Origin of the sequence: Ensifer oleiphilus (assembly GCF_013371465.1) — a bacterium.
Taxonomy (GTDB): domain Bacteria; phylum Pseudomonadota; class Alphaproteobacteria; order Rhizobiales; family Rhizobiaceae; genus Ensifer; species Ensifer oleiphilus.
The window spans coordinates 328205-354336 of sequence record NZ_JABWDU010000006.1 but is presented as its reverse complement, the minus strand read 5'-3'; the positions used below and the strand labels follow the sequence as shown (position 1 = coordinate 354336).

The 26132-nt window shown below is 59.5% G+C and carries 19 protein-coding genes; 8 read left to right on the top strand and 11 right to left on the bottom strand.

Annotated elements, in window-relative coordinates; all coding sequences use genetic code 11:
- Positions 1-275: 275 nt before the first annotated feature.
- The 4 genes from HT585_RS23010 to HT585_RS22995 all read right to left on the bottom strand — a co-directional run bounded on the left by HT585_RS23010 (position 276) and on the right by HT585_RS22995 (position 5442).
- Entirely contained in the window at positions 276-2060 is a 1785-nt protein-coding gene (locus HT585_RS23010; protein WP_246707851.1) for an alkyl/aryl-sulfatase, read from the bottom strand.
- 721 nt (positions 2061-2781) lie between these two features.
- Positions 2782-3540 carry an iron ABC transporter ATP-binding protein gene (locus HT585_RS23005; protein ID WP_176355112.1) on the bottom strand — a complete coding sequence of 253 codons (759 nt, stop codon included), beginning with the start codon at positions 3538-3540 and terminating at the stop codon, positions 2782-2784.
- Positions 3537-4505, bottom strand: coding sequence for an iron chelate uptake ABC transporter family permease subunit (locus HT585_RS23000; protein ID WP_176355111.1), 969 nt, complete (start codon positions 4503-4505; stop codon positions 3537-3539). The genes HT585_RS23005 and HT585_RS23000 overlap by 4 nt, the downstream gene beginning before the upstream one ends.
- Complete coding sequence (locus HT585_RS22995) at positions 4495-5442, bottom strand: ABC transporter permease (protein ID WP_176355110.1); 948 nt, start codon at positions 5440-5442, stop codon at positions 4495-4497. The genes HT585_RS23000 and HT585_RS22995 overlap by 11 nt, the downstream gene beginning before the upstream one ends.
- Before the next feature lie 309 nt (positions 5443-5751).
- Here HT585_RS22995 and HT585_RS22990 point away from each other — a divergent pair, with 309 nt between their 5' ends.
- Together HT585_RS22990 and HT585_RS22985 are read left to right on the top strand one after the other, a co-directional pair.
- Positions 5752-6675 carry a siderophore ABC transporter substrate-binding protein gene (locus HT585_RS22990; RefSeq protein ID WP_176355109.1) on the top strand — a complete coding sequence of 308 codons (924 nt, stop codon included), beginning with the start codon at positions 5752-5754 and terminating at the stop codon, positions 6673-6675.
- Between the two features lie 95 nt (positions 6676-6770).
- Positions 6771-7064 carry a DUF2218 domain-containing protein gene (locus tag HT585_RS22985; RefSeq protein ID WP_176355108.1) on the top strand — a complete coding sequence of 98 codons (294 nt, stop codon included), beginning with the start codon at positions 6771-6773 and terminating at the stop codon, positions 7062-7064.
- A gap of 36 nt (positions 7065-7100) precedes the next feature.
- Here the strand turns inward: HT585_RS22985 and HT585_RS22980 are convergent, their stop codons facing one another.
- The 6 genes from HT585_RS22980 to HT585_RS22955 all read right to left on the bottom strand — a co-directional run bounded on the left by HT585_RS22980 (position 7101) and on the right by HT585_RS22955 (position 16939).
- A complete protein-coding gene (locus tag HT585_RS22980; protein WP_176355107.1) occupies positions 7101-8867 on the bottom strand; it encodes a GNAT family N-acetyltransferase in 1767 nt (588 codons plus the stop codon).
- Positions 8868-9136: 269 nt separating this feature from the next.
- Positions 9137-9631: a hypothetical protein gene (locus HT585_RS22975; RefSeq protein ID WP_176355106.1), complete on the bottom strand. Its 495-nt coding sequence runs from the start codon at positions 9629-9631 to the stop codon at positions 9137-9139.
- A 169-nt stretch (positions 9632-9800) separates the two neighbouring features.
- Positions 9801-11150 (bottom strand): HlyD family type I secretion periplasmic adaptor subunit, encoded by a 1350-nt coding sequence (locus tag HT585_RS22970; RefSeq protein WP_176355105.1) that lies wholly within the window; start codon positions 11148-11150, stop codon positions 9801-9803.
- Positions 11151-11152: 2 nt separating this feature from the next.
- Complete coding sequence (locus tag HT585_RS22965) at positions 11153-13207, bottom strand: type I secretion system permease/ATPase (RefSeq protein WP_246707865.1); 2055 nt, start codon at positions 13205-13207, stop codon at positions 11153-11155.
- Between the two features lie 434 nt (positions 13208-13641).
- Entirely contained in the window at positions 13642-15798 is a 2157-nt protein-coding gene (locus HT585_RS22960) for a hypothetical protein (RefSeq protein WP_176355104.1), read from the bottom strand.
- Between the two features lie 157 nt (positions 15799-15955).
- The gene (locus HT585_RS22955; protein ID WP_176355103.1) at positions 15956-16939 is read right to left on the bottom strand and encodes a fibrinogen-binding protein; all 984 of its coding nucleotides are present in this window, start codon (positions 16937-16939) and stop codon (positions 15956-15958) included.
- A 985-nt stretch (positions 16940-17924) separates the two neighbouring features.
- Here HT585_RS22955 and HT585_RS22950 point away from each other — a divergent pair.
- The 6 genes from HT585_RS22950 to HT585_RS22925 all read left to right on the top strand — a co-directional run bounded on the left by HT585_RS22950 (position 17925) and on the right by HT585_RS22925 (position 24904).
- Positions 17925-18725: a LuxR family transcriptional regulator gene (locus HT585_RS22950; RefSeq protein ID WP_077504893.1), complete on the top strand. Its 801-nt coding sequence runs from the start codon at positions 17925-17927 to the stop codon at positions 18723-18725.
- A gap of 632 nt (positions 18726-19357) precedes the next feature.
- Complete coding sequence (locus HT585_RS22945; protein WP_176355102.1) at positions 19358-20398, top strand: UDP-glucuronic acid decarboxylase family protein; 1041 nt, start codon at positions 19358-19360, stop codon at positions 20396-20398.
- A 1-nt stretch (position 20399) separates the two neighbouring features.
- Positions 20400-21383, top strand: a complete 984-nt coding sequence (galE, locus tag HT585_RS22940) for a UDP-glucose 4-epimerase GalE (RefSeq protein WP_176355101.1) — start codon at positions 20400-20402, stop codon at positions 21381-21383.
- Positions 21380-23338, top strand: coding sequence for a glycosyltransferase family 2 protein (locus HT585_RS22935; RefSeq protein WP_176355100.1), 1959 nt, complete (start codon positions 21380-21382; stop codon positions 23336-23338). The genes galE and HT585_RS22935 overlap by 4 nt, the downstream gene beginning before the upstream one ends.
- 59 nt (positions 23339-23397) lie before the next feature.
- Positions 23398-23934, top strand: a complete 537-nt coding sequence (locus HT585_RS22930) for a DUF995 domain-containing protein (RefSeq protein ID WP_176355099.1) — start codon at positions 23398-23400, stop codon at positions 23932-23934.
- A gap of 1 nt (position 23935) precedes the next feature.
- Positions 23936-24904, top strand: coding sequence for a glycoside hydrolase family 26 protein (locus HT585_RS22925; protein ID WP_176355098.1), 969 nt, complete (start codon positions 23936-23938; stop codon positions 24902-24904).
- A gap of 110 nt (positions 24905-25014) precedes the next feature.
- Here the strand turns inward: HT585_RS22925 and hppD are convergent, their stop codons facing one another.
- Positions 25015-26127 (bottom strand): 4-hydroxyphenylpyruvate dioxygenase, encoded by a 1113-nt coding sequence (gene hppD / locus HT585_RS22920; RefSeq protein ID WP_176355097.1) that lies wholly within the window; start codon positions 26125-26127, stop codon positions 25015-25017.
- Between the last annotated feature and the right edge of the window lie 5 nt (positions 26128-26132).

The window sequence follows — 26132 nt, the reverse complement described above, 5'->3', positions numbered from 1 at the left end:
CCAGGCTTCCGATCCTCCGAAACGAAGCCTGTATTGCTCAACAGTCTGCTAGAATTGCACTTTCAATCCAAGCATTGGACCCTGCTGCACCGTGTCGAATACAAAGCCGTTTGCTCTTTCGCCTCGCTCGACCGATCGAGCGAGATCAGCCGAGACCAAATCGCCTCTTGCCCGTCGGTGCTTTCCTGCGTGCCCGGGTTTTGTGACGGGCGCGCGCGCCCCGCGGTCGTTGACCGCTTGCTCTATGCAGCCACCTTGGCCATCACTGCGTCATGCTACTCGGCCACGGACATCAGATCAGACCCGAATTGAAACGGCTTCACGTTCGTCGGAACCGGGCTAGCATTGGCTGTCGCTGGGAACACTTCAAAGTCGGGTGTGAAAACCGTAAGGATGGAGCGCAGTTCATCGAACGGCCGGCGGTCGCCTTCAAACCGCGCATGACCCTCTGTCTCGAGCTGTTCGAAGGTCTTGGCACCCACCATCAACTGATCGAGGTCAGATCGGTTGAGTGTGATGGTCAGTTCTGCGTCCGGCTTGGTGAAGCCTTTGATATTGGTGAGCGTCGCATTCGACATTTCGATGACGAACTTTTCACCATTGTCGGGTGTGACCAGATTGATGGTCCAGTGCATCCCATCTGCCTTGCGGCTGTCCATGCTGATGCCAAGGAAATCGAGCCACTGTTCGGTCGCCATGGCTCGGACGACGTCAGGGCTATTGGCGTTTGCGGCGATGCCGGCGGCAATACCGGTGCGGAGTTCGGCGGCCAACTGGAGATAGGAGTTTCGGAAGCTCGTGCTTTCGTTTTGATATCCCAACTGTTCGAAGGCATCGGCCAACAGATTGCGGGCATCCTGATTGGTCGGTTGTGCAAACACCAACCGCGACAGGATTTCTCCGGATTCCCGGTACCGCCCGGCAGCGTTCAGTTCGCGCCCCTTGGCCAGAATGGGTGGCGCCCCGCCCATCAGCTCAACGTAAAGCGGCGCAATGTCGGCCGGCGACAGGGGATCGAGATTGGCCGGGTTGCCATCCCAGAAGCCCAGGAAGCGGTTAATGATACCGCGGACGTTGTTCTTCACCGCTCCGTGATAGCTACGGGCTGCCCATTGGCGCTGCAGGCTCTTTGGCACTTCGTAGATATTGTGCACCTGGTTGATTGTCACGCCCTGATTGGCAAGATGCAGCGCCTGATTGTTCATGTTGGCGTAGAGATCGCGTTGCGCTCGCAACACTTCCATGATGCGGGCATTGCCCCACCGCGGCCAACTGTGCGAGGCGAACAGTACTTCCATATCGGCGAAGTTGTAGATTGCCGCGTTGATCTCCTTGGACCAGTTCAGCGAATTGCGAACCGGTGCGCCACGCAGCGTGTAGATGTTGTGGATGGTGGCGGTGACATTCTCGCCCGCCCAGAAGGCCTTCCATTCAGGGAACCACGTGTTCATCCCGACAGGTGCTTCCGTATCGGGCGTGTTCTGGAACACCATCTTCACGCCATCGACTGAAATTTCCTGGAGCGGCTGGTCGATGCTGACGGTGGGCGGGATGAGGCCCGGCATGCCTGCCGAGACATTCTTGCCGATCGACTGGTCGACATGACCATGCGGGTTCCGGGCAAGAATGGTTGCATACTGGATTCGGCTTCGGCGGCTCATGGCGTTACCGGCAAGGACATTTTCCGAAATGGCCTCGTGCAGAAAACCCTCGGGCGCTATGATCGGCACGCGGCCAGCCCGCACATCGGCCTCATCGACGACGCCACGCACGCCGCCAAAGTGATCGATGTGCGAATGTGAATAGACCACGCCCGTGACGGGTCGCTCGCCCAAAGTGTCGTTGATGAATTTGACTGCCGCGCGCGCGGGCTCCACAGTGGTCGCCGGGTCGAAGACGATCCAGCCGGTATTCCCCTTGATGAAAGTGATATTGGTCAGATCAAAGCCACGGACCTGATAAATCTTGTCTGGCAGGACCTCATAAAGACCGTATCCCATGTTGAGGATGGCCTGGCGCTGCAGCGAGGGGTGAATGCTTGGGAAATCCTTGCCCTGCAAAAGGAACTGGTAGCTTTCCATGTCCCAGGCGATATGTCCGGCATCGGCCATGATTTTGGTGAAGGGCGGCGTCTTCAGGAAGCCACGGCGGTGCTCCTCGAAATCGCGCTCATCCTCGAATGGCAACTCTGCCTTCACGCTGTTGCGAAGCTCCAGTGTCGCGGCCGATGCTGGTTTTCCCTGCGGGTGGAAATGCTCTCCCTTAGCGGCGTTGGGGTCGATAAGGGGATTGGCCGTCTGGGCAGGGACGGGAGCAGCCAGAAGAAGTGCCATGATCGAGCCCAAGACAGAAGCCGAACTCGCAAATTTCAGCTGAAACATTCCGTTCCCCCTGTTGGCGGTAGTCGCCGTTGCGTTCCTCAAAATTGTCGCTGACTGCCTATCTCCTTAAGCTGGAATTGATTTAAGGAGAAAATTGTGAGGCATATCCAAAGCGTTACAGATGTTTTCACGCGTCATGTTTGATGGGTGGCGCCGTATTATCAAGTAATTACACTACTCTTGTGTGCATGAGAAGATAAGGCGTTGGGATTAACTATTGCGGACTATTGAATTACTTGAGAAATGTACAATGGTCCGGTTCGGAGGCGGCACGAGGCGGTGCTGACACGAGTGAATCGGTATTTTTGGTTGTCGGAAACGCAGGCGCGCCGGATTCTTGCCGAGCACGGCAACGGGTACGCGGCCTATGATCAACGAGGATTTGTATGCGTTGGTCGGCCTATTCGAAATAATTGACGAGTCGCGTGTCGCCGACGGCGTGCACGCGGCAGTCGACGTCGAAGATCGCCTGCAGGCGCGCCGGCTCGATCATATCCTCCGGCGTACCCTCGAAGGCAAGCCTGCCGTCACGCATGGCGACGATGCGGTCGGAGTAAGTGGAGGCGAAGTTGATGTCGTGCAGCACGACGACGACGGTCTTTCCGAAATCGTCGGCCAGCCGCCGCAAAAGCTTCATCGTCTCGACTGCGTGTTTCATGTCGAGGTTGTTGAGCGGCTCGTCGAACAGCATGTAGTCGGTATCCTGGCAGAGCACCATGGCGATGAAGGCGCGCTGGCGCTGGCCGCCGGACAGTTCGTCGAGGAACCGGTGCTCGAAAGCCCCAAGGCCGACATAGGTGATCGAACGAGCGATATGCTCGACGTCGTCAGCCGTCAGCCGGCCCTTTGAATAGGGGTAGCGGCCGAAGGAGACGAGGTCGCGCACGGAGAGCCGCGCCGTGATGTGGTTGTCCTGACGCATGATCGAAAGGCGGCGGGCAAGCACATCGCCGGCCGTAGTGCTGACGTCAAGGCCATCGACCAGCACCTGTCCCCCGTCCATCGGCATCAGTCGGCTGACGATCGACAGCAACGTCGATTTTCCGGCGCCGTTCGGACCGATGATCGAGGTGAGGCCCCCTGCCGGCAGCGTCATCGAGACCCGGTCGACGACCGCGCTGCTTCCGTAGGATTTGGTGACATCGCGAATTTCGATCATCGGGCGGAGCCTCGAACAAGCAGGAAGATGAAGACAAGGCCGCCGACGAACTCGATGACGATGCTGAGCGCGGTGTTGAAGGCGAACAGCCGCTCCAGGATCACCTGGCCTCCGACAAGCGTGACGATGGCAAGGCAGACGGCGATCGGCAGCACGAAGCGATGGCTCGCCGTGGGGGTGATCTGCCAGGCAAGGCTTGCGACCAGCAGGCCGAAGAACGTCACCGGCCCGACGAGCGCCGTTGAAACCGAGACGAGGACGGCGATGAGCACGAGCAGGATGGTGACGGTGCGGTGGTGGTCGACGCCAAGCCCGATGGCGCTCTCGCGGCCGAGCGACAGCACGTCGAAGGTCGGGAACAGCCGCCAGAGAATGAAAGTGACGGCGACGACGGCGACGGCGGAAATGCCGAGAAGGTCGGCGTTGACTGTGTTGAAGCTGGCAAACAGCCGATCCTGCAGCACCACGAACTCATTGGGATCGAGAATCCGCTGCAGGAAGGAGGAAAGGCTGCGGAACAGCCCGCCGAGGATGATGCCGACCAGCATCAGCAAGTGCAGACTGCGGGTCGCTCCGGAAAACAGCGCCCGAAACAACAGCACGGAAAAGCCGACCATCGCCGCCGTCTCGATGACGAACTGAAGTCGCGGGTCGACGGCGTTGGCGCCGGCCGCCCCGAGCGCGAACACCATGACCGTCTGCAGCAGCGCGTACATGGCGTCGAAGCCGATGATCGACGGTGTCAGGATGCGGTTGCCGGAGATCGTCTGGAACAGGATGGTCGAGACGGCGATCGCGTAGGCGACCAGGATCATGCCGGCAAGCTTGGTGCCGCGGAAAGACAGGATGAACGCCCAGCTTCCTTTGGCGCCGAGCGTCATGAAGGCCAGCATCGACAGGAGCGCGAGCGCTGCCGTCACAAGCAGCATGCCGGCGGGCGATATCCTTCTGGTGTCAGCTTGCATGGGTGCGCCTCGACAGCAGCAGATAGAGGAAGACGACGCTGCCGATGACACCCATGACCGTTCCGACAGGGATCTCGTAGGGGGCGATGATCATGCGGCCGACGATATCGCAGGCGAGAACCAGCCCTGCACCGGTGGCGGCGATCAGCGGCAGGGTGCGCCTCAGATTGTCGCCGACGACGAGGCTGATGATGTTCGGCACGATCAACCCCAGGAACGGCACCATGCCGACGGTGGCCACGACCGTGGCCGTCACCATCGAGACGATGCAAAGCCCAAGCGTCACCACCTTGTTGTAGTCGAGCCCGACATTCCGCGCGATGTCCTCGCCCATGCCAATGACGGTGAAGCGGGCAGCGGTGACATAGGCGATCAGCGTCAGGGCGAAGGCGATCCACAAAAGCTCGTATCGCCCGCGCAGCACGCCGGAGAAATCGCCTGACATCCACGTTCCCATCGACTGCATCATGTCGTAGCGATAGGCGACGAAGGTGGTGACGGCGCTGATGACGCCACCGAGCATGATGCCGACAAGGGGCACCATCAGCACTGAACGTAGCGGGATCTGGCGCAGGATCTTGAGGAACAACGCCGTGCCGGCAAGTGCTGTGAGCGCCGCGACGGCCATCTTGCCGGCAACCGGCAGCGTCGGCGCGAAGATCATCGTCATGAGCATTCCAAGCGCGGCCGATTCGGCCGTGCCTGCGGTCGACGGCTCGACGAAGCGGTTGCGGGCGAGCATCTGCATGATGGTGCCGGCGACGGCGAGCCCGGTTCCCGCCAGCATCAGTGCGAGCGTGCGCGGCACCCGGCTTTCGACGATCAGCAACCAGCCGCGCCCGCCGTCAAGCCCGGAAGCAAGGCTGCCGACACCGGTCAGGACGCTGACGACGGCAAGCAGCAGTATAACGGGAACGGCAATCAGGAGTGACTTCATCGTTCGGTCTTTACGCGCGCCGGTGCTTCGGTGAATGGCCTTTCGTGGCCGGCTTGTTGCCATTCATCCTTCCGTCGCCTCCGAGCAACTTGAGATCGGTTTCGCTTGCATCAGTCTCGGCACCGCCAAGCGGCGGACAGGAACTGAGCTTCCTTCATATATATGAGATGGTTAGTCAAGTTTCGTCGTGCCAAGCGCACTTGTCGGTTGGTCGCATGCTGGCTCACCGCTTTCCCACGACAGCAATCGGGCTTGTTGCCCTCTTTTGAAAATCGCGCTAGGACGGCTTAAAACATGAGGAAATAAGTCATGAATGTATCTCTATTTTCTAATGCTCTTCGTGGTGCTGCCCTGGCGGCCGTCCTGGCGCTGGCACCTGCCGCCAGCGCCGAAACGTTGAAGATCGAGCACAGCAGCGGCACGACGGATGTCGAAAAGTCCCCGAAGACGGTGCTGGTTTATGATTTTGGCATGCTCGAAACGCTGGACATGCTCGGCGTGCCTGTGGCCGGCGTTCCCGGCTCTGCCATCCCGCCGTCCCTCGAAAAGTACAAGTCCGACACCTATCCGAAGATCGGTACGCTGTTTGAGCCGGACTATGAGGCGGTCAATGCGGCCGAGCCGGATCTGATCATCGTCGGCGGCCGTTCGCAGTCGAAATATGCCGACCTTGCCAAGCTCGCACCCACCATAGATCTGACCAACGACGACAAGGACCTGATCGGCAGCGTCAAGAGGAATGCCGCTATCCTCGGGCAGATCTTCGGCAAGGAAAGCGAGATCAAGGCCGCGTCGGAGAAGCTCGACGCCTCGATCGTCAAGCTGCAGGGCGTCGCCAAGGATGCCGGCTCCGGCCTCATCCTGCTGACAACCGGCGGCAAGATCAGCGCCTATGGCAAGGGTTCGCGCTTCGGCGAAATCCACGACATCTTCGGTATCGAACCGGCGGATCCGAAGCTTGAGGTGGCAACGCACGGTCAGGCCGTTTCCTACGAATATATCCTCGAGACCAATCCGGACTGGATCTTCGTCGTCGACCGCGATGCCGCGATCGGCCAGGAGGGCCAGCCGGCGGCCGCTCTGCTCGACAACGCGCTGGTGCGCCAGACCAAGGCCTGGAAGAACGAGCGGGTCGTCTATCTCGACTCCGCCAAGCTCTACCTGACGAGCTCGGGTCTGAAGTCCGAACAGGATATCGTCGATCAGCTCACGCAAGCGCTGAGCAAGAAATAGGCTTGAACTTTTAACAAAGGGCGGCAGGAGCGATCATGCCGCCCTTTGTCTTGGCCTTTGCCTGCCCCTCGATCCCATGCAGATTGGAGAAGACCATGTTGAAAGCCACGAGCGGTTTTACCACCGAACGCGCCTCGCAATACCTGCAGCAGATGTCCAAGCATTTCGCGCACAAGACGGCGGTCGAATATACCGAAACGGATTCGGTCGCGTCGATAGGAGCGAGCACCGCGCGCATGACTGCCCGCGGACACCAGCTGTCGTTCGTCGCGGAATCACCGGATGCCGAGGCGCTGGCGGAATGCAAGGACGTGATCGAACGCCACATCATCCGCTTCGCATTTCGCGAGGAGCTGACGGCGCTCGACTGGACCGAAACCGCCGATTAAGCGGTTGGCCGCATCCCGCATCCCGCTTCCACGCCCTCAATGCTTGATCCGTGACCCCGCTTCTCCCGGCTTGCTCGGCCGGGCCTGCAGGTGGGCCGATATGCCTGATGGCAGCGATGGCTCAAGCAAGGGCGCTGCCGTCGGGAGCCGCACGGATGCATCGAGCGTCTGTTTCGGCGAAACCAGCACCTTTGGTTGCGATGCGATCGATACCGGGGTTTGCGCCGGCTCGGGAACCTCGTGCTGTTGGCCTTGCAACGCCGCCCTCAGGCGTATGACAGCCTCATGCGCTTTCAGCTTGCAGCGCATGTGATCCGGATCGTCCGAGAGGATGTCCTCGAAGCTCGTAAAAATGCTGAGCGCTTCTTCACCACGGCCGGTCGCGCAGAGCGCGACGCCGAGCTTGTAGCGCACGAGGCTGAGGAGCGGATGGCGGGCGAGCAGAGCCTCGAAGGTTTCGGCCGCTTCGCCGTAGTGTCCTTGCGCCATCTGGCTGTCTCCGAGCCGGTGCTGGATTTTGCCAGCGCCCGGCATTGTCGCAAGCAGCCCCTTATAGAGATACTCGGCCTCGTCGTGCTCGCCCTTGTCGTCGAAAAGCTGGGCGAGGCCATAGCGGGCGCGGGTGTGTGTCGGCATGGTGTGGATGACCTGCCGGTAACCGGGTTCTGCCCGATCCAGCGCCCCCTGCTTGTGCAGCTCAACGGCGCGCTCGTAGACATGTTCGACGCTGCGCGGGTTGAGGCAGTTGCGCAGATTGCGGCCGGATAGCGTTCTGACAAGCATGCTGCGAATGCGGCGTTCCTCGACACCGAAGGAGTATTTATAGGCCTCATTGCCGCGCAGGAAGTCGTAGATCCGGTATCCCTCGGCAATCGCATCGCGAATGGCAAAGCCGTGCAGCAAAAGCCCTGGGGAAGGAGTTGTCCATTCCTCGTCGCGACCAGTGATGTAGAACATAACCGTCTTCTTCTGCCGATCGAGCAGGTTGGCAAGCACGCCGAGCGGTCGGTCCTTATACCAGAGAACGGGAACGTCGAGCGCACCCTGATTGAAAGCGTCGAGCAGCATCTCCCGGGTCAAGGTGATCAGGCGGTCGACCTTGCTGCCCTTGCGCTCCGCCCACTTGATGCGCCACAGCCGGAACAGTGTATCGAGATCACGTTCGATCGTCTCCCTTGTCGCGTGGGAAATGCGGTAGTCGGGCGACGCCTCGACCATGCGCATGAAGCGTCTGAGTTTCTGACGGGTCTGGGCGCTCATATGCGTTGCGAGGTACGCCTCCCAGCTTTCCGGCAGGGTCACATAGGGGCAGATGGTATTGTCGATGTTGTCGGAATTGCTGCGCTCGTTGCTGGTCTGCGAGAACTCGGTTTGCGGAAAGGCCGCCAGAAGACGATCGAGCCGCGAAGAGGCGGTGTAGAAATAGTCGAACGTGAGGGTCGTCCAGTTTTCCCTGCCGATATAGGCGGAGAAGGCATCGGCCGCCGCGTCCTCCAGGCCTGGCCGACACAGGAAGCCGGTGTAATCGGCACCGTAGTTGCCCGCCATCCGGATTTCGTCACAGAAGAGCTTGGTCTTTTCGTCCTGGTAGGTCGACACCTTCAATGGCAGAAAGGCGCAGTAATACGCATCGCCTTCCTGCTTCAGCGCCAAAACAAACCAGCGATGACGGTGCGACAGATACTTCTGCAGCCATTGCCAGGAAAGAAACAGATGGGATTCCTGATCTTCACAGTAGATCCTGTCCCAATCTTCGCGAATTTTCTCAAATTCTTCTAAAGTATCAAAAATATCTATTTTCATAACACCCTCGGTACGCAACTAACAAATACAATTATTAAAGCATATCGCCGACCTGTTTGTTTTCAAAACGACCTTAGGTATTAGTCGAATCATAGCTCGGCTGTACTAATGATATCATCCGAATGCATCGTGCCGTCCGCGGACGCTGGAGGCCACGCCTCCGCCTCTAAAACGCGTCGCGATCTTTCAGCTTCGCTGGCGCGCTTTACGTTCTTGTTTTCACGCATGTCGTTATCGCAAAACCGCTGCACACCTTTGCGCGACATGCCTTAGATGGAACGCTCGTCGAAATTCGGCCGCGAGCGAATGAACGCCCACAGGCTTTTGCTGATCTCGGTGATCTCCTGGATAGCTGCTTCGAGCCGCTCCAACTCGCGGGCATCGAGCTGCTCGACCTTGCCGTAGCGTATGTCCTTGTCGCCTTCGACCAGGCGCATCAGCTGGGTGCTGGAAATCTCGCCCTGCTCGTCGAAGGAGTAGATGCAATGGTTGTACTTGTTGCGCATCTTGGACTGCTGCTTCAGCCGGTCCATGATCGAAAGAACGATGTCGCGCGTGTCGACGGGGGTGGCCGGCAGCTTGGCCAGGCGTTCGGTCAGGTCGATGCGGGCGCGCGTGGTGTTCAAGGTCAGGAAGACGACGATCGCCTGCTCCTTGTCGACATTCAGCAGATGGGCAATGACGTAGATCAGCAGGCTTTCGGTATTGGTCCAGACATAGTTGAGGCGGCCGACAAGCAGAAGCACCTCGTGTATCGCTGCCATCAAACGTCTCCCCTATCCGCCACCGGTGGCACGCTGCCAACACCGACGACGAGCATCTTGACGGAAATACTCGCGCCTTCAAGAGGTAGGCCTCTCGGCCGTGAAAAGCCGAAACCTGCAGGCCAGTTCTGTGTTGCGCGGACTTCATTCGCAGCCTCCCCGCTTCGCCTCAGGTTTCCTTGAATGCGCGCGACATACTGTCGGTAATCGGCTTCGTCAGATATTCGAAGAAGGTGCGCTCCGACGTGGTGATCAGCACTTCCGCCGGCATGCCCGGCACCGGATGGAAGCCGTGGATGCGGTGGATCTCGCTGACGGGAACCTCGACCCGGACGATATAGACATCCCGCTGCTGGCCGCCGCTGACCTCTTCGACCGAGTCGGCGGAGACGTAAAAGACCTTGCCGCTCAGCACCGGCGTCGTGCGGCGGTTGAGCGCCGACAGACGAATGGTCGCATCCTCGCCCACGCGCAACTGATCGATGGAGGTTCGCAGCACCTGCGCCTCGATGATCAGCGGCACGTTGGCCGGCAGAATTTCCATGATCGGCTTGCCCGTAGCGATGACGCCGCCTGCGGTATGGAAATAGCTGCGCACCACGGTGCCGTCGACGGGCGATCGGATCGTGGCGCGGCCAAGAACTTCGCTTGCCTCACGCAACTGCTCGCGCACGCCATCAAGGTCGGCTTCCGCAGCTTCCAGCCCATCGAGGGCCGCCTGTTTGTTGGCATTGACCGCGATCACCGCCTCCTGGCGGTAGCGATCGATCTGCGACAGGCTTTCCTTGACCTCGGCGTCGAGCCGGCCGATCTCGCCCATGGCATCGGCGGCAGCGCGGTCGAGCGCCATCAGTTCCGATTTCTTGATCAGGCCGCTTTCGGCCAGCTTGCTTTTGGCGGCGCGTTCTTCGTTGAGAATGTCCAGTTGCTTGTTGAACGATTCCTGCTGGCGCTCGTAGCCTTTGGCGCGGAATTCCAGTGACTTGATGTTCTGGTCGATGAGGTTCAGCTGATCGTCAAGCTTGATCTTCTTGCTGTGGAAGTTGACGTTCTGGCTCTCGATGATCGCGTGGATATCGGGGTCGCTCGCCTCATTCTTGACGATGTCGGGGATCTTGAACGTCGGGCTGCCCATGGCTTCGGCGCGCAGCCGCGCGACCACCGCCTCCAGACGCAACCGCTTCAGATTGAGCGCGCGCTCGTTGGCCCGTGACGGCGTCTGATCGAGCTTGACCAGGATGTCGCCGGTCTTGACCTTGTCGCCTTCGGCCACCAGCATCTGCTCGATGATGCCGCCTTCGAGGTGCTGGATGATCTTGTTGTTGCCGTTGGCGACGAAGCTTCCCTGGGCAATGATCGCTGCCGCCAGAGGGGCTGCGAAAGCCCAGTAGCCGAAGCCGCCGAACGAGGCGAGGATCAGCGCCAGACCCGCCATGCTGTGCAGCTTGATCGATCGCGGCACCTCCGAATACCACTCGACGGCATGTTCTTCGGCGGCATTCTTTTTGTCGCGGCTCATGGTCATTCTCCGGCGATACGGGGTGCGGACTGCTCGTCTTTCGGCTTGGCACCGATGGCCGCAAGCACGTCGGCACGCGCACCGAACATGGCAACGGTGCCTTCTTTCAGCACCATGATCTTGTCGACGCATTGCAAGAGCGCCGGGCGCTGGGTGATGGTGACGGTGGTGATGCCCTGCTTCTTGGCATGCACCAGCGCCCGCGCAAGAGCCGCCTCGCCATTGCTGTCGAGATTGGAATTGGGCTCGTCCAGTACCACGAATTTCGGGTTTCCGAAGAAGGCGCGTGCGAGCGCGATCCGCTGCTTCTGGCCACCGGAGAGCGGCGCGCCGTCCGCAGCAACGATCGTCTCATAGCCCTGCGGGAATGAGGCGATCAGTTCGTGCACGTCGGCAAGCACCGCCGCCTCGAAGATCGCGCTGTCCTCGACATCGTCGCGCATGCGCGAGATGTTGGCCTTGATTGTGCCGGGAAAGAGCTGCACGTCCTGCGGCAGGTAGCCGATGCTTTCGCCGAACTGTCGTTGGTCCCAGTTTCTCAGGTCCATGAGATCGAGGCGGACATTGCCGGAGGTCGGGACGATCGAGCCGACGAGCATCTTGCCGAGCGTCGTCTTGCCGGAGCCGGAATTGCCGATAACGGCGAGCGATTCCCCCTTGTTGAGCGAGAAGGAAATGCCGTTGAGGATCACACGCTTCTGCGGTGGCGGCACGAACAGGATGCGTTCGACATCGAGCCGGCCTTCGGGTTTCGGCAGGCGCAGTCGCGGGAAGTTCAACGGCGAATTGACCAGCAGCTGCTTGATCCGGCCATAGGCGGCACGCGAATGGTTGAGCTGGTTCCAGCCTTCGATCGCGCCTTCGACCGGTGCCAGCGCGCGTCCCGCGATGATCGAGGCGGCGATGACCATGCCGCCGGTCAGGTGCCCGTCCATCGACAGATGCGCGCCCCAGCCGAGCAGCGCGACCTGGGTGAACATCCGCACGGCCTTCGAGGCGCCTGTAAAGACGATGCTGCGGTCCTGGGCGTAGACCTGCGATTTCAGCGAACCGGCGGTCTCGCGGCCCCACATCTTTACCGCTTCCGGGATCATCGCGAGCGCATTGATGATCTGCGAATTGCGCGCCATCGAATCCAGATGGAAATTGGCGCGGCTGAGGAAGGCATTGGCTTCGCTGAACGGCTGCGACGTCGCCTTCTGATTGAGATAGGCGATCACGAACAAAACCACGCAGCACATGATGACGATCAGGCCGAGCTGCGGCTGGATGATGTAGACCACCACGACGAAGAACGGCATCAGCGGCGCGTCGAGGAACGAGATCAGGGTGCCGGAGACGATGAAGGAGCGCAGCTGCTGAAGGTCGCTCAGCACCTGATAGTCGCGACCGTTGCCGTGCAATGATGCTCGTGCGGCGGCACTCAGGATGGGCGCGCCGAGCTGGACCTCCATTTCGACCGCCGTCCGCATCAGGATGAAGCGGCGGATGGAATCGAGTATGACCTGCAGGACGATGGCGCCGAGCACGGCGATCGTCAGCATCACCAGCGTATCTTGCGAGCGGCTGGTCAGCACCCGGTCCGAGATCTGAAACAGATAGATCGGAATGGCGAGGACCAGCACATTGATCGCGATGGTGAAGGCGATGACGATCATCATGTTGCGGCGGACGATGGCCATGCCGTTGCGCAGGCTCGCGGCGAAATTGACCGGTCCCATACGCTTGTGAAACGTGTGCTTGTCGCCGCCACCGCCACCGCCGCCACCATTGCCATCGGTTGGAACACCGTTGTTGCCGCCGCCATCGCGCACGGTCGGACGGCGGTCATTCTCCTTCAGCGGCCCGGGATCGTTGTCGATCGTCTGCGGCAGGGGGCGACCCGGTCGGCTCTTCAATTCATCGGCCGGGTCGCTGTCGTTGCCACGACGCGCGGTGATTTCCGGTTGAGCAGGGTTTCCTTGTCCGTCGAGCGGTGTGGCTGCCGGCGCTTCCGCCGGAGAAACCTGTTCCGCCACAACCTTGGCGACCGGCACCTCGACGATCGGTGCTTCCATCGGCAGCACTTTGGGTTCGACGTCCTGTAGCGGCACACTTTCCCGGCTCTGCCACAGCGCGCCCTCGCGCCGCGGGCCGAAGTGATAGCCGGCCTGTTTCTTCTCGGTATGACGGATGGGGTTTGCCAGGGAATGGGTAACGGCAAGCAATTCGGCATCGGAATCGTCGTGGGCGACGGGCGCTTCGGCGCGTTTCGCGAGCTCGCAAACGGCTTCCTGTTTCGGTGCGTCCTCGTCCCGCGTCATGCGGATATCGAGCCCCACTTTTCGCAAACCTTCGACGGCCTCGTTGATCGCGGCGATGCATTTGTCGGTCAATGCGGCTTCAAGCTCGTCGACCGCTTCCAGAACCGGCTCGCTCTGTACCGGCGTTCTGCCCGCACCGCCACGCCATTTCGAAAGATCGTTCATGCCTTCTCCCCGTCATTTTCTTGTTAGGTCAGCACCGTGTGCATGACGTCATTCCATTGGCCGTTGGACCAGGACATGTCGTGGCCGGCGTCGATGACCGTGTCGGTTTGATGCGATGGCGTGTCGTCGTCGCCGATGAAGGCGATGACTTCGTTGGCAAGTCGGTCGCCCTTGGGCGTCACGTCCGATGAGCAGCTGTCGTTGTCGACGATGCCGGCCTGGATCAGGATGGCATCGGAATAGACCTGCCCGCCGACATAGGTCGTGTGACCGAAGCTGTCGTAATCGATGATCTGAGCGGTGTTGACGATAGCGTTGCCGCCGGTGTGGATCGTGACTTCGGCGTCCGGGTTGTTGTCCAGGATTTTGTTGGCGACGTAGCTGACCGAGTCGGCGTCGCCGAGAACGCTGATCTGCTTGATGACGTTGACGTCATAGAGATTGCCGGTGATGTAGAGAATGTTCAGGCCTTCATAACCCTGGAAATTGAGGTCGCGCGAAAAGCCGGAAGGCAACTCGTTTTCGCGATCGTTGATGTTGTCGACGGCTTTCTGGATGTAGTCGGGCATCGCCTCGAAGCGATCGTTTGCGCCGATGTTCTGGATCGATGCCTGGTTCCAGATCAGGTTTCCGCTCTGGTCTACCGTCATGCCGTTGCCGGCGGTGATGCCTTTAACGTCGTCGTTGTCATAGAACACGGCGACCTGGGTGATCATGTTCATGTCCAGGATCCTGCCGCCGACGATCACCAGGTCATATTGATCGCCGACACCGAGGAAGGATGCGAGGTTCACCACCACGTTGCCGCCGGTCAGCGTCGTCGTCTGGACGCCGCTGCTGGTAACGGTCACCGTGTCGTTGTCGTTGAGGAAGTTGTATTGCTCGACCCAATGGACGAAGGACACGTCGCCATCGACCATGCTGACCCGCCAGGAGTTCGGAAAGATCGAGGACTGTACGGCATCGTCTTCGTTGTCGGAGGACCCGGAATGATATTCCTCGCGGCCGAAATTGGCGATGTTCATCGCGACCGTGCGCGAGGCTGACTCTGCCGAGTTTTCCCGCAGGACCTTGTCCAGCTTGTCACCGTCGGCATAGGCGTAGGATTGAGAGATGACGTCGATCTGGTGGTAGCCACCCATCACGGCGGTTACCGGGGCGATGATACCGGTCTCGACGATGCTGACGATGTTGGCGACGATGTTGGAACCGGCCTCGACATAGACGGAGTTGCCGCTCGTGTCCTCTTCCTCCTGCAGCGGGCCCTCGGAACCTTCGGGATCGGCGACCGGTTGCGCCAGTCCGCGATCGGGCATGAAATCGGCAAGATCCGGGGCTTCATCGACGCGGCAGCCGTTGACGTAAACCCCCTCGATGCTGTCGGCGGCCAAGGCGAAGTTGCCACTGTCGTCCAGCGGCAAAGTGTCGGGAGACACCGTTACGGGAAGCGTGATCGTATCATCGAGCGGATCGGTGTCGGCAGGCTGCTCCGTGAGCGTAGCGGTCGTACCGGCATCGGCGCTGGCTTCCGGGTCGCTGCCCGATGCCGGCGGCTCCGGTGGCCGGTTTTCTGCGGCATAGCTCGACAGATCGTCGGCGATTTTCGAAAGGCCCTCATAGGTATCGACGCGGGTATAGTGCGCGAAGGGCGTGGCCTCCGTGGCTTGCTCGCTGAATTCGGCAAGCTTGTAGGTGACGTAGGTCGTGTCGCGGGCAGCCTCCGTCGAGTCGGTCATGTTCAGCACATCGTCGTCGCGCACCATGTTGGCCTGGACGACATGGGCAATGACCGAGCCGGGTCCATCGTGGACAACAAGTTTGTCTTCGACGGGGACATCATCCGGTTGGCCGAAGTTGCCGAACAATTTCACTGGGACGGTGTTGCCGTACTGCGCGACCGCATCGGCAAAATGGTCGCCGAAGCCTCTGATGCGTCCGAAGAGATCCACATCGGCAATGTCATGGGAGGGGCCCCGGTAGAGCACTTCAGGATCGTAGTCGATCAACTGGAACGAGGAGGCGAAGTCGGTCAGCTTTGTTTCGCCGTCGTCGAGCTGCGGGAGGCTCTCCTTGAGATCGCCGCCATCAAGCTGCTTTTGTCTCAGCCGTGATTCATCGGTGTCCGCTTCGAACATCCCGATAAAGTGTGCGATGACTTCATTGACTTTTTCCGTATGCATCGTCCCGATCCTTCCCTTTTTTCCGCGTCAAAGGGAGACTTCGGCGGGCTTAGGCAGACATGCCCCGGTAAAAGAAACGAACCGATCCGAAATCAAGTTTCCGCGACTGCACCGGCCACAAGGGGCCGGTGCAGTCTTCTCTTGTTAAATGGATCGATCAGCCGTCGGTGTCGTGTCCGACATCGGTGGTATGCGAGTTGCCGCCAATCACACTGGAGTCGACAGAATTGCTGACGAGGTTCGCGCCCTGGACGATTTCCTGATGGAAGCCGGAATTGGCGAGGATCGCAGACGAGTCCGACGTCGTGCTGCCGTTGATACCGTCGCCGGCCTTCAGATCCCAATCCGACTTGGTATCGAAGTTCAGACCGTCACCGCCATCCGAGTGCCCGCCATCTGCGCGCAGATCGTTGTTGGCATCACTGTTGTTCATCCTGAAGTCGTAGGCCTGATCCTGGTCAGCAAGATTGTTGGCCTGAACCACGCTGAAGCCGGTGTCGTTGCCGGCGCCTTCGAGCGAGTTGTTCAGGATGTTGTCGACGTTCAGGTTGAACGAGAAGTCGTCACCGAGATTGAAGGTGAGGTCGCCACCGGCGATGCCGAGGTTGTCGAAGTCCTTGACGTCCTTCAGCGTCGCAAAGTCGTCGTCCGATTTGGTGATGATGTCGTTGTCGGATGACGAGTAGTTGTTGCGGTTGTCGCCGTTTTCGTTGGCTTCGGTCTTTATGTCGGTATCGATGTCGGTCTTGGTGGTAACCTTGCTGTCGTAATCCCATTCATAGGAATTATCGCGGTTATCGCCGTTGTTCTTCTGGTCGATGTCGGTCTCGACCTTGCTGTTGTCTTTGTAATCGTAGTCGTAATCGTAGTCGGTCGAGCTGTCTGAGTAGTTGTTGCGGTTGTCGCCGTTTTCGTTGGCTTCGGTCTTGATGTCGGTATCGACATCAACGTCGACGTCCGTCTTGGTGTCGTTGTCCTGCGAATTGTCGGTGGAGTGGTTGCCGTTGCCGATACCAACGTTACTCGTCGAGCCATCGTCTACGTCAAGATCATTGGCGGCACTGGTTGCCAGCCCATCGGCGAGAGCGCCGACTTTCAGGTCATCATCGGCCTTAATGCTATCGTCGAGCAATGCGGACATGTGGTTCTCCTCCTGAGAAGGAGCCAGCACCGAAACCCCTACATCTTTTATGGGGTTTTTATCCGGGGCTGGCTCTTTTTTTGAAGTTCAGATGATGCTCCCGCGGGATATTCATCTGTCGGGTTTCGATATATTTCAGTGTTATTTTAAGTATATCTTTTTGGCGGTTTAATTCCCGCACTCAATCATTACGTGTGATAATGTCGTTGTTTTTAATACTGGTTTACGCGTCTATACGCTTACGCATTCACACGGTCCGCGAACCAGAACGCACACACAGTTCCCTGGCTCGGATCGCACGAAACTCAAGTGCGATGTCAGGAGTTTCGCTCCGAATGCGGTGAGGCGATAGACATCAATTGGAGCTATTAGGCCCTTTTCTGGGCGAATATCGTGCGGTTTTTCTGGATTTTCCGCATCGTAAGGTTTTGTTAAGCTTTATGAATTGGTGTCTTTAACTGGTGTTGGCGCTGGCTCGACAAGTGCGCCTTAGGGTGGAGCGAGGTCTTGCCAGGCACCACGTGAAGTGGGATGCTCATCTCAGAGGATAGCTATTAGGAAGTATTATTAGGTATTTTCTGGAGGCGTCGTCTGATGGAGCACTATTTCTAGCGCCTGACGCGGCCTTGGAGAGGGGCTTCGGGCTTAGGCAGCCGAAGGAAACGTAACAGATGGAACGGTTGATTAGCCTGGGTTTAGGGCTGCTTCAGCCGTTCGAATAGGCCATTGCTATACATTTGGTTAAGGAATGACCCAAAGATGGTTCTATTTAGAACGATTTAAGGGCGATTCCGGAGGGCTTCTAATCCTTTTGGGTTGTTCCACCCCTCTGCTCTTTACGATACATTAGCTAGTGCGAATTTTCCGTCTGTGGGGCGAGTTCGCAATATTTCACTGGTTATGAATAAATTTGCTGAGATGGGCGTAACTCCGAGTCAGGCTGGCGCACCCATAAAAATAAATGGGAAAACCCAAGGAGGGCGTAATGCATCCTGAAGGCTCCAACGTGGGCGATTTTGAAGATAACAATAAAGCTTTGTCGCAAAAGAAAAAGATTGTCATGCTTGCCAAGATCGACCTGTTCGCCGAGTGCCTCATGCAGGCGGTCGGCTCGCGGTTTCCTGGGCATGACGTCGTCAGTCTTTCCGACCCCGACAACTTGCTCGACGGCAACCTCGTCGATGTAAGTCTGATCATGCTCTACCGCATGTCCCCCAAAACGTTTCCGACCATTCTTCGGACAATCCACGAGTTCCATCCCAAGGCCTCGATCGGATTGGTGGTGGACAATGCCGAAGAGCTCGATCCGTCGATCGCCGGCTTCGTCGAAGAGCGGCTGATTCATGGCGTTCTTCCTCTCAATCTGCACCTCGATGTCTGCCTTGCGGCGATCGATCTGCTGATGAAGGGGGGCGAACATTTCCCCGCTGCGCTGTTGCGACGGCTGTCGGTGGATCCTTTTGCCTCGACCAAGCATTATGGTCGGCAGGCGGAAGTATCCGATGCGGCTGTCTATGCCAATGCCGCAAAGCGGCGCCGGGAAGCCAGTCTGGGTGGGTTGACGACGCGCGAAGTGCAGATCCTCGATCTGATCTGCATGGGGACCCAGAACAAGATCATCGCCGATCGTCTTGGATTGTCGGAAAACACCGTGAAGGTTCACGTCCGCAACATCTACAAGAAGATGAACGTGCGCAACCGCACCGAAGCGGCATCGCGCTATTTCACCACCGACGCGGATTCCGAACATGCGGCAGGACCGTTTTCTTCGCGCTGGAAAAATTGACGCCGTAAGGCATCGGAGTTGAGGATTCCATCGCTCTTCGTCTTTCGGCGAATGTGGGCGATGGCGGGCCAGGTCATGTGCTTGGCTCCGACGCTCTAGGGCCGTTTTGATGTTTGGTGTGGCGATCCACGCGGGCGCGACAGGTTTTGTCGTGGCCGCTAACAAGGGCGTCGTGCTGCGGCCGCGGTGTCCCGCCTACAGACAGAGAAAGCATGGACGTATAGAGAGCCGAAGCGGGATAGCCGGCCCAGGAAATAACTGCCTTTCTATGGTGGTGGTTACATTTGTCCTGAATTGGTGAAATGCACTATACTTCTTAACTCTCGGCTGTGTCCGTGATTGCATTTGCGTATATTTGTATCATGTTGATGCAAGTATACTATTATAACTTGATTATTTCAGGAATATTATTTTTATTATTCTGCATTAGCATTGACGATTGATTAATTATTTGCTAATTTACTCATGCGGTAAATGTTCTGGAAGAATTCGTGGTTCTTCTATTTTTTCATTTATAGTGTCGGGTTGTGTTTTGAATTCTTGATAAAGAATAATTCCTTATTGTAGCTTTCATTCATGGCTCGTCTCCAATCACCAGATGCAATGGTGTGTATAATAATTGGAGGTGTGTAATGCGTAAGGTCGGTCGCGGTGAGCTGTCGGTCGTCGACAGACAGGATTTTCTCAAAAAAGTTGCAGGCATACCCAAACGAATACTGGTGACCGGAGGCGGCGGATTTCTCGGGTCACATCTTTGTGAAAGACTTCTTTCTCTGGGGCACAGCGTCGTCTGCCTCGACAATTTCTCGACCGGGCGTCGGGAGAACCTTTCCCACCTCAGCGAGATAAGCCGCTTCCACATTGTGGAACACGACGTTCGCAAGCCGTTCCTTTTCGATGTCGACGTCATCTTCAACTTCGCCTCTCCAGCGTCGCCGCCGGACTATCAGGCCGACCCGGTGGGAACATTGATGACCAACGTGCTCGGCGCCATGAACGTTCTGGAGAATGCTCGGGCCACCGGAGCCACGGTCGTGCAGTCCTCAACATCGGAGGTCTACGGCGATCCGCTGCACAGCCCGCAGCGCGAAAGCTACTTCGGCAACGTCAACCCCATCGGGCCGCGGGCCTGCTACGATGAGGGCAAGCGATCGGCGGAAACCCTGTTCTTCGACTATCACCGCACCTATGGGGTGAAGACGAAGGTTGCGCGGATCTTCAACACCTATGGGCCGCGCATGCGCCCCGACGATGGGCGTGTGATCTCGAATTTCGTGGTCCAGGCGCTGCTCGGCCAGGATCTGACGATCTATGGCGACGGCCAGCAGACACGCTCCTTCTGTTATGTCGACGATCTCATCGAGGGCTTCATCCGGTTGTCGATCTCGGACGACAATTGCATCGGTCCGATCAACCTCGGAAACCCGGGCGAGTTCACGGTTCTCGAGCTTGCCGAGATGGTCCGCTCGATGACCGGCTCGCGCTCGCGCATCGTTCATCGCGCAGCGGCCGTCGATGATCCGCGTCAACGCCGACCGGATATTTCCCAGGCCATGGCGGAGCTCGGCTGGGAACCGAAGGTCGCGCTTCGCGAAGGGCTTCATCGCGCCATTGCCTATTTTGATAGCCGCCTGGGCACGCCAGATCTCGCCGTGGCGGGAGAGGCGGTATGAGATGTCGCGCGTCGTTCTTGTCACCGGCGGAGCCGGCTTCATAGGCAGCCATACCTGCAAACGTCTCGCTGCGGCCGGCATCCTGCCTGTTGTCTTCGACAACCTGTCGACGGGGCATCGCACCAACGTTCGCTGGGGACCGTTGGTCGAGGGAGGGCTTGAGGACACGGGACGGATCGTCGAGGCGATCCAGACCTTCAGGCCCGAGTGTCTGATCCATTTTGCCGCCTCCGCCTATGTCGGAGAATCGGTCGAGGATCCCGGAAAGTACTACCGCAACAATGTCGCCGGCAGCGTTTCCTTGCTGGAGGCCTGCCGTCAGGCGGGGCTGAACCGTATCGTCTTTTCCAGCACCTGCGCCACTTATGGCGTGCCGCCGCGTTTGCCGATCACCGAGGACACCGTCCAGCTGCCGGTCAATCCTTACGGCCGCACAAAACTGATGATCGAGCTGATGCTTGGCGATTATGCCCGGGCCTACGGGTTCCGGTCCGTCGCCCTGCGTTATTTCAATGCTGCAGGCGCCGACCCTGAAGGGCAGCTGACCGAGCGGCATGACCCGGAGACCCACCTGATCCCGCGGGCATTGCTGGCCGCGGCCGGCCGTGTCGATCGGCTCGACGTCTTCGGCGACGACTATGCGACGCCGGACGGCACCTGCATCCGCGACTACATTCACGTCGTGGACCTGGCAGAGGCGCATGTTGCTGCCGTCGATTATCTGCGCGACGGCGGCGATCCGCTCAAGGCCAACCTCGGTTCGGGCCGCGGCACATCCGTCCGGCAGGTCATCGACGCCATTCACCAGGTTACCCGCAGGCGGGTCCCCGTCCAGCTTCTGCCGCGTCGGGCCGGCGATCCGCCGGTACTATATGCCGACACCACCTGGGCACGCCGGACGCTCGGCTTCCGGCCGCAGCTGTCCGATATCGAAACCATCATCAAAACGGCAGCCCCCGGCTTCGGGCTGGAGGTGCGGTCATGACGCACAGGTTCTCATCGGCCGAATTTGCAGGGGCCGACGCGTCGACAGGTGCGCCAGCAGGGGATGCTCCGGTGCCGCTCGTCGCGCTCTTTTCCAAACGCATGCGGATTGCGAACGCTTTCGGCATCGCAGCCTGGGGTGCTGCGTTCCTGTACTTCTGGGCCTGGTGGCTCGATCCTACCCATGTCACCCATTGGCCATCCTACGTCATGATTACGATCGTGGTCGGCTGGATCACGTTGCTGCCCGCCTATTTCATCTTCATTTTCGCAGGCGCCAAGGTGGCAGAGAAGAGCGGCCGGGCCGTTCCGCAGGGTCGTATCGCGATGGTGGTGACCAAGGCGCCGTCGGAGCCTTTCGCCGTCGTTCGCAAGACGCTGCTGGCGATGCTCGACCAGATCGGCTGCGACTACGATGTGTGGCTGGCGGATGAAGATCCGTCGCTCGAGACGGTCGAATGGTGCGCGCGGCAGGGCGTGTTCATTTCGACGCGCAGGGGTGTGGCTGCCTATCACCGTGCCACCTGGCCGCGGCGCACCCGCTGCAAGGAGGGAAACCTCGCCTACTTCTATGATCACTACGGCTACGACCGCTACGATTTCGTCGCCCAGTTCGATGCCGATCACGTGCCCGAACCGACCTATCTCGTCGAGGTTCTGCGGCCGTTCAGCGATCCGAAGGTCGGTTACGTCTCGGCGCCGAGCATCTGCGATGCCAATGCGAAGCGCAGTTGGTCTGCGCGTGGCCGCCTTCACGCCGAGGCGAGCCTGCACGGCTCGCTGCAAGCCGGCTACAACAACGGCTGGGCGCCGCTTTGCATCGGCTCGCATTACGCCGTGCGCACCAGGGCGCTGAGAGAAGTCGGCGGTCTGGGGCCCGAGCTTGCCGAAGACCATTCGACCACGCTGTTGATGAATGCCGGCGGCTGGAAGGGCGTGCACGCACTTCACGCGATCGCGCACGGCGACGGTCCGGCAACGTTTGCGGATCTCGTCATCCAGGAGTTCCAGTGGTCGCGCAGTCTGGTGACGATCCTGCTCAAATATTCGCCGATCTACGTGCCGAAACTGCCGCTGCGGCTGAAGTTCCAGTTCGTCTTTTCGCAGCTCTGGTATCCGCTGTTTTCCCTGTTCATGGCGCTGATGTTCCTCCTGCCGATCATCGCGCTGGTCACGGGGCGCAGCTTCGTTGCCGCCACCTATCCCGACTTCGTGCTGCATTTTGCGCCCCTGTCGCTGGTTCTGGTCGGCCTCGCCTATTTCTGGCGGTCCACGGGCACGTTCCGTCCTTTTGATGCGCGGGTGCTCAGTTGGGAGGGCATGCTCTTTCTCTTCGCCCGCTGGCCATGGTCGCTGCTTGGCTGCGTGGCGGCCGTGCGTGATCACATCAGCGGCTCGTTCGTCGACTTCCGTATCACGCCCAAGGGCACCGGGCCGGCAGCACCTTTGCCGTTGCGCGTGATGATGCCCTACCTCCTGCTTTCGCTCGGCTCTGCCCTTGCGCTCTGGCTCGTCAGCGATGCCGGAACGGCACGCGGCTTCTACGTCTTTACGGGCATCAATGCCCTTGTTTATGCCGGACTGGCGGCCACCATCCATATCCAACACGCGCGTGAAAACCGGCTTGCGCTCGTCCCACGCACAGCGATGACGGCACTGACCGGCGGCTGCCTGGTGATCATCTCGGTGCTGTCGGGGCAGTCGGCCGTTCGCCATGGGGCGGAGGCTACCGAAGCCCTGTCACAGGGGCTCGGCTTCGTCGGGCTGACCGAAGCGAAGTTTTCCGTCGCCGGTGCCGGGCAGGGCGGGTCGGACCTCAGGGTCGTGCGGTTTCGTTTGAAATGGAAAGGGTTTTCGCCAGCCACAACAGACGGGCTGAGGAAAGGCTCCGGCGTGCCGGAGGTGACGGAGACGAGGGTTACCAGCAAGGTGGGGCGGCTTCAGGCATCGCTGTAAATGCAGCCTGCCTCGGGCCTCTCGCACCGCAAACGGCCCTCAAGCGAGGAGAAAAAGTAATGAAACGGTCCATGAATGTATTTCTTCTGCCGCTTCTGCTGCCTCTCGCAGCCTTTGCGGCCTATACGGGCGCGCAACCGGCCAGGGCGAAGATGGAAATCAAGCCGATCCCGCTCAGCGCCTACGAGGTCTATTCCCTCTACCGGAACAAGACCTGGCAATGGCCGACGGGGGGCGCTCGCTTTACCGCGCATGACAGGAAGCTCGTCGCCTTCGTCGACGATAAGGGCAAACGCTCGTTTGCCGAAGGCAGCTGGTATGTCAGCGACCTCGGCATGATGTGCATGCAGGCAAGGTGGACGGCAGCCGACGGGTCCGGTCCGGCGCGCACCTGCTTCGGGCACAGCAAGATCGGCGACACGATCTACCAAAGGCGCGTGCCGAATGGTGAGTGGTACGTCTTCAAGCATGCCAAGCCGAAGCCCGGCGACGAATACAGGAAGCTCGTCGCTTCCGACGCAATCACGGAAAAGGCGTTGCGCCTGAAGGACCAATTCCTGGTCAAGAAGAGCGGTCGCAACCCCACAGGAGGATGACATGAAACGCAAATTGGCATTCGCCCTCTGCACGGCGCTCGCCCTTCATCTGGGGTCCGGCGCAGGTCTCGTATCCGCGTTGGCACAGGAGAAGGCCGATATTGCCGCCAATGGCCGTGCAGGTCAGGCGCAGACAACGGCCGACAAACGCCCCGTCATTCACCCCGGCGGAACGCGGTTCGGCGCCTACGATCCGCACGGCGATTTCGGCGACCAGGCCGATGTATCGACGGAGCATCTGTTCCTGCCGTGGGAGGACGTGGATCTGGAATCGCTGCGCATGGCTGACGCCTACGCGCTTCAGCGCAAGCGCAAGCTGCTCGTCACCATCGAGCCGTGGTCCTGGTCGCTCGACTGGAAGCTGACACCCACGCAGCTGCGCGACCGCACGCTCGCGGGCGACTACGATGCCAACATGGAAGCGATCGCCGCCATGCTGGCAGAGTTGAAGAGCCCTGTTATCGTGCGCTGGGGGCAGGAGATGGAAGACACATCCGGACGGTTCTCCTGGGCCGGATGGGTGCCGCAGGACTACGTCAAGGCCTACCGGCACGCGATGGATATCGTGCGCAAGCGCGTCCCGAACGCGCAGCTGATGTGGTCGCCGAAGGGTTTGCCGAACCTCGGTGAATATTATCCCGGTGACGACTATGTCGATCTCGTCGGACTTTCGGTGTTCGGTCTCGAACCGTACGACGCGATCGAGCATGGCGGGCCGCAGACCTTCAAGCAAGCTCTGAAACCCGGCTACGATCTCGTCGCCAAATACAACAAGCCGATCTGGGTTGCCGAACTCGGATGGGAGGGTGGCAAGCCCTATATGCAGCCATGGATCGATACGGCGACGCAGCCCGATCCGGCCTTCCCCAATCTGGTCGAGGTCGTCTATTTCAACGATCGGGACGTGCATGAATGGCCGCACAACCTCGGCCGGCCGAATTGGCGTGTGGTCGACGACGCAACGAACTGATTGCGGGGCGTGACAGTGCCTGAACCCAAAAAAGCCCCTCGCCAGCGGCGAGAGGCTTTTATGAAAGTCAGAAATGCGCCACTGCCAGAGAACGGAGGCGCTGCCCTTTGTTACTCGGCCGCTTGCGGCCCAAGTTCGCCACGACGGATCTGGTCTGCTTCGATCGATTCGAACAGGGCGCGGAAATTGCCCTCGCCGAACCCTTCATCACCCTTGCGCTGGATGAACTCGAAGAAGATCGGTCCGATGACCGTTTTGGAGAAGATCTGCAGCAGGATCTTCGTCATGCCACCGTTCACCACGCCTTCTCCGTCGATCAGGATGCCGTGCTTCTTCATCCGCTCGATCGGTTCGTCATGGCCATGCACCCGGTCGTGTGACATGGCGTAGTAGGTTTCCGGCGGGCCGGGCATGAACTTCAGGTCATTGGCCGCCAGTTTGTCGGTGGCGTCGTAGATGCCGTCTGTGCCAACGGCGATGTGCTGGATGCCTTCGCCTTTGTACTTGCGCAGATATTCCTCGATCTGGCTGGTATCGTCCTTGGACTCGTTCAGCGGGATACGAATCTTGCCGCAGGGCGAGGTGATCGCGCGGCTGACGAGGCCGGTGATGCGGCCGTCGATGTCGAAGAAATGGATCTGGGCGAAGTTGAACAGCTCGCGGTAGAAGGCCCACCACTTGTTCATATTGCCGCGATAGACGTTGTGCGTCAGGTGGTCGAGATAATAGAAGCCGACGCCTTCCGGCTTCGGATTGCGCTCGCCGGTCCAATCGAATTCCGCATCATAGGCCGAACCCTTGGCGCCGTAGGTCTCGACGAAATAGAGCAGAGATCCGCCGATGCCGACGATCGCCGGCACATTGAGACACTTGTCGGTGCCTTCGTAGGGGACGGCACCCTTGGAAACAGCGTGGTCGAAGGCATGCTTGGCATCGACCACGCGCCAGGCCATGGACGGGGCGCAGGGGCCGTGCTCGTCGACGAAGCGCATGGCATGCGAGCCCGGCTCCGCATTCAGAATGTAGTTGATGTCGCCCTGTCGCCAGACGGTGATGTTCTTGGTTCTATGCCTCGCGACAGGGCTGTAGCCCATGCGGGCGAAGAGCTCGGCGAGCTTCTCCGGTTCCGGGTGGGCGAATTCGACGAATTCGAAGCCATCCGTGCCGGCCGGGTTTTCTGCCGTGATCGTTGCGGGCGGGGCGTCATGTGGGAACGGGCCCATCGGAA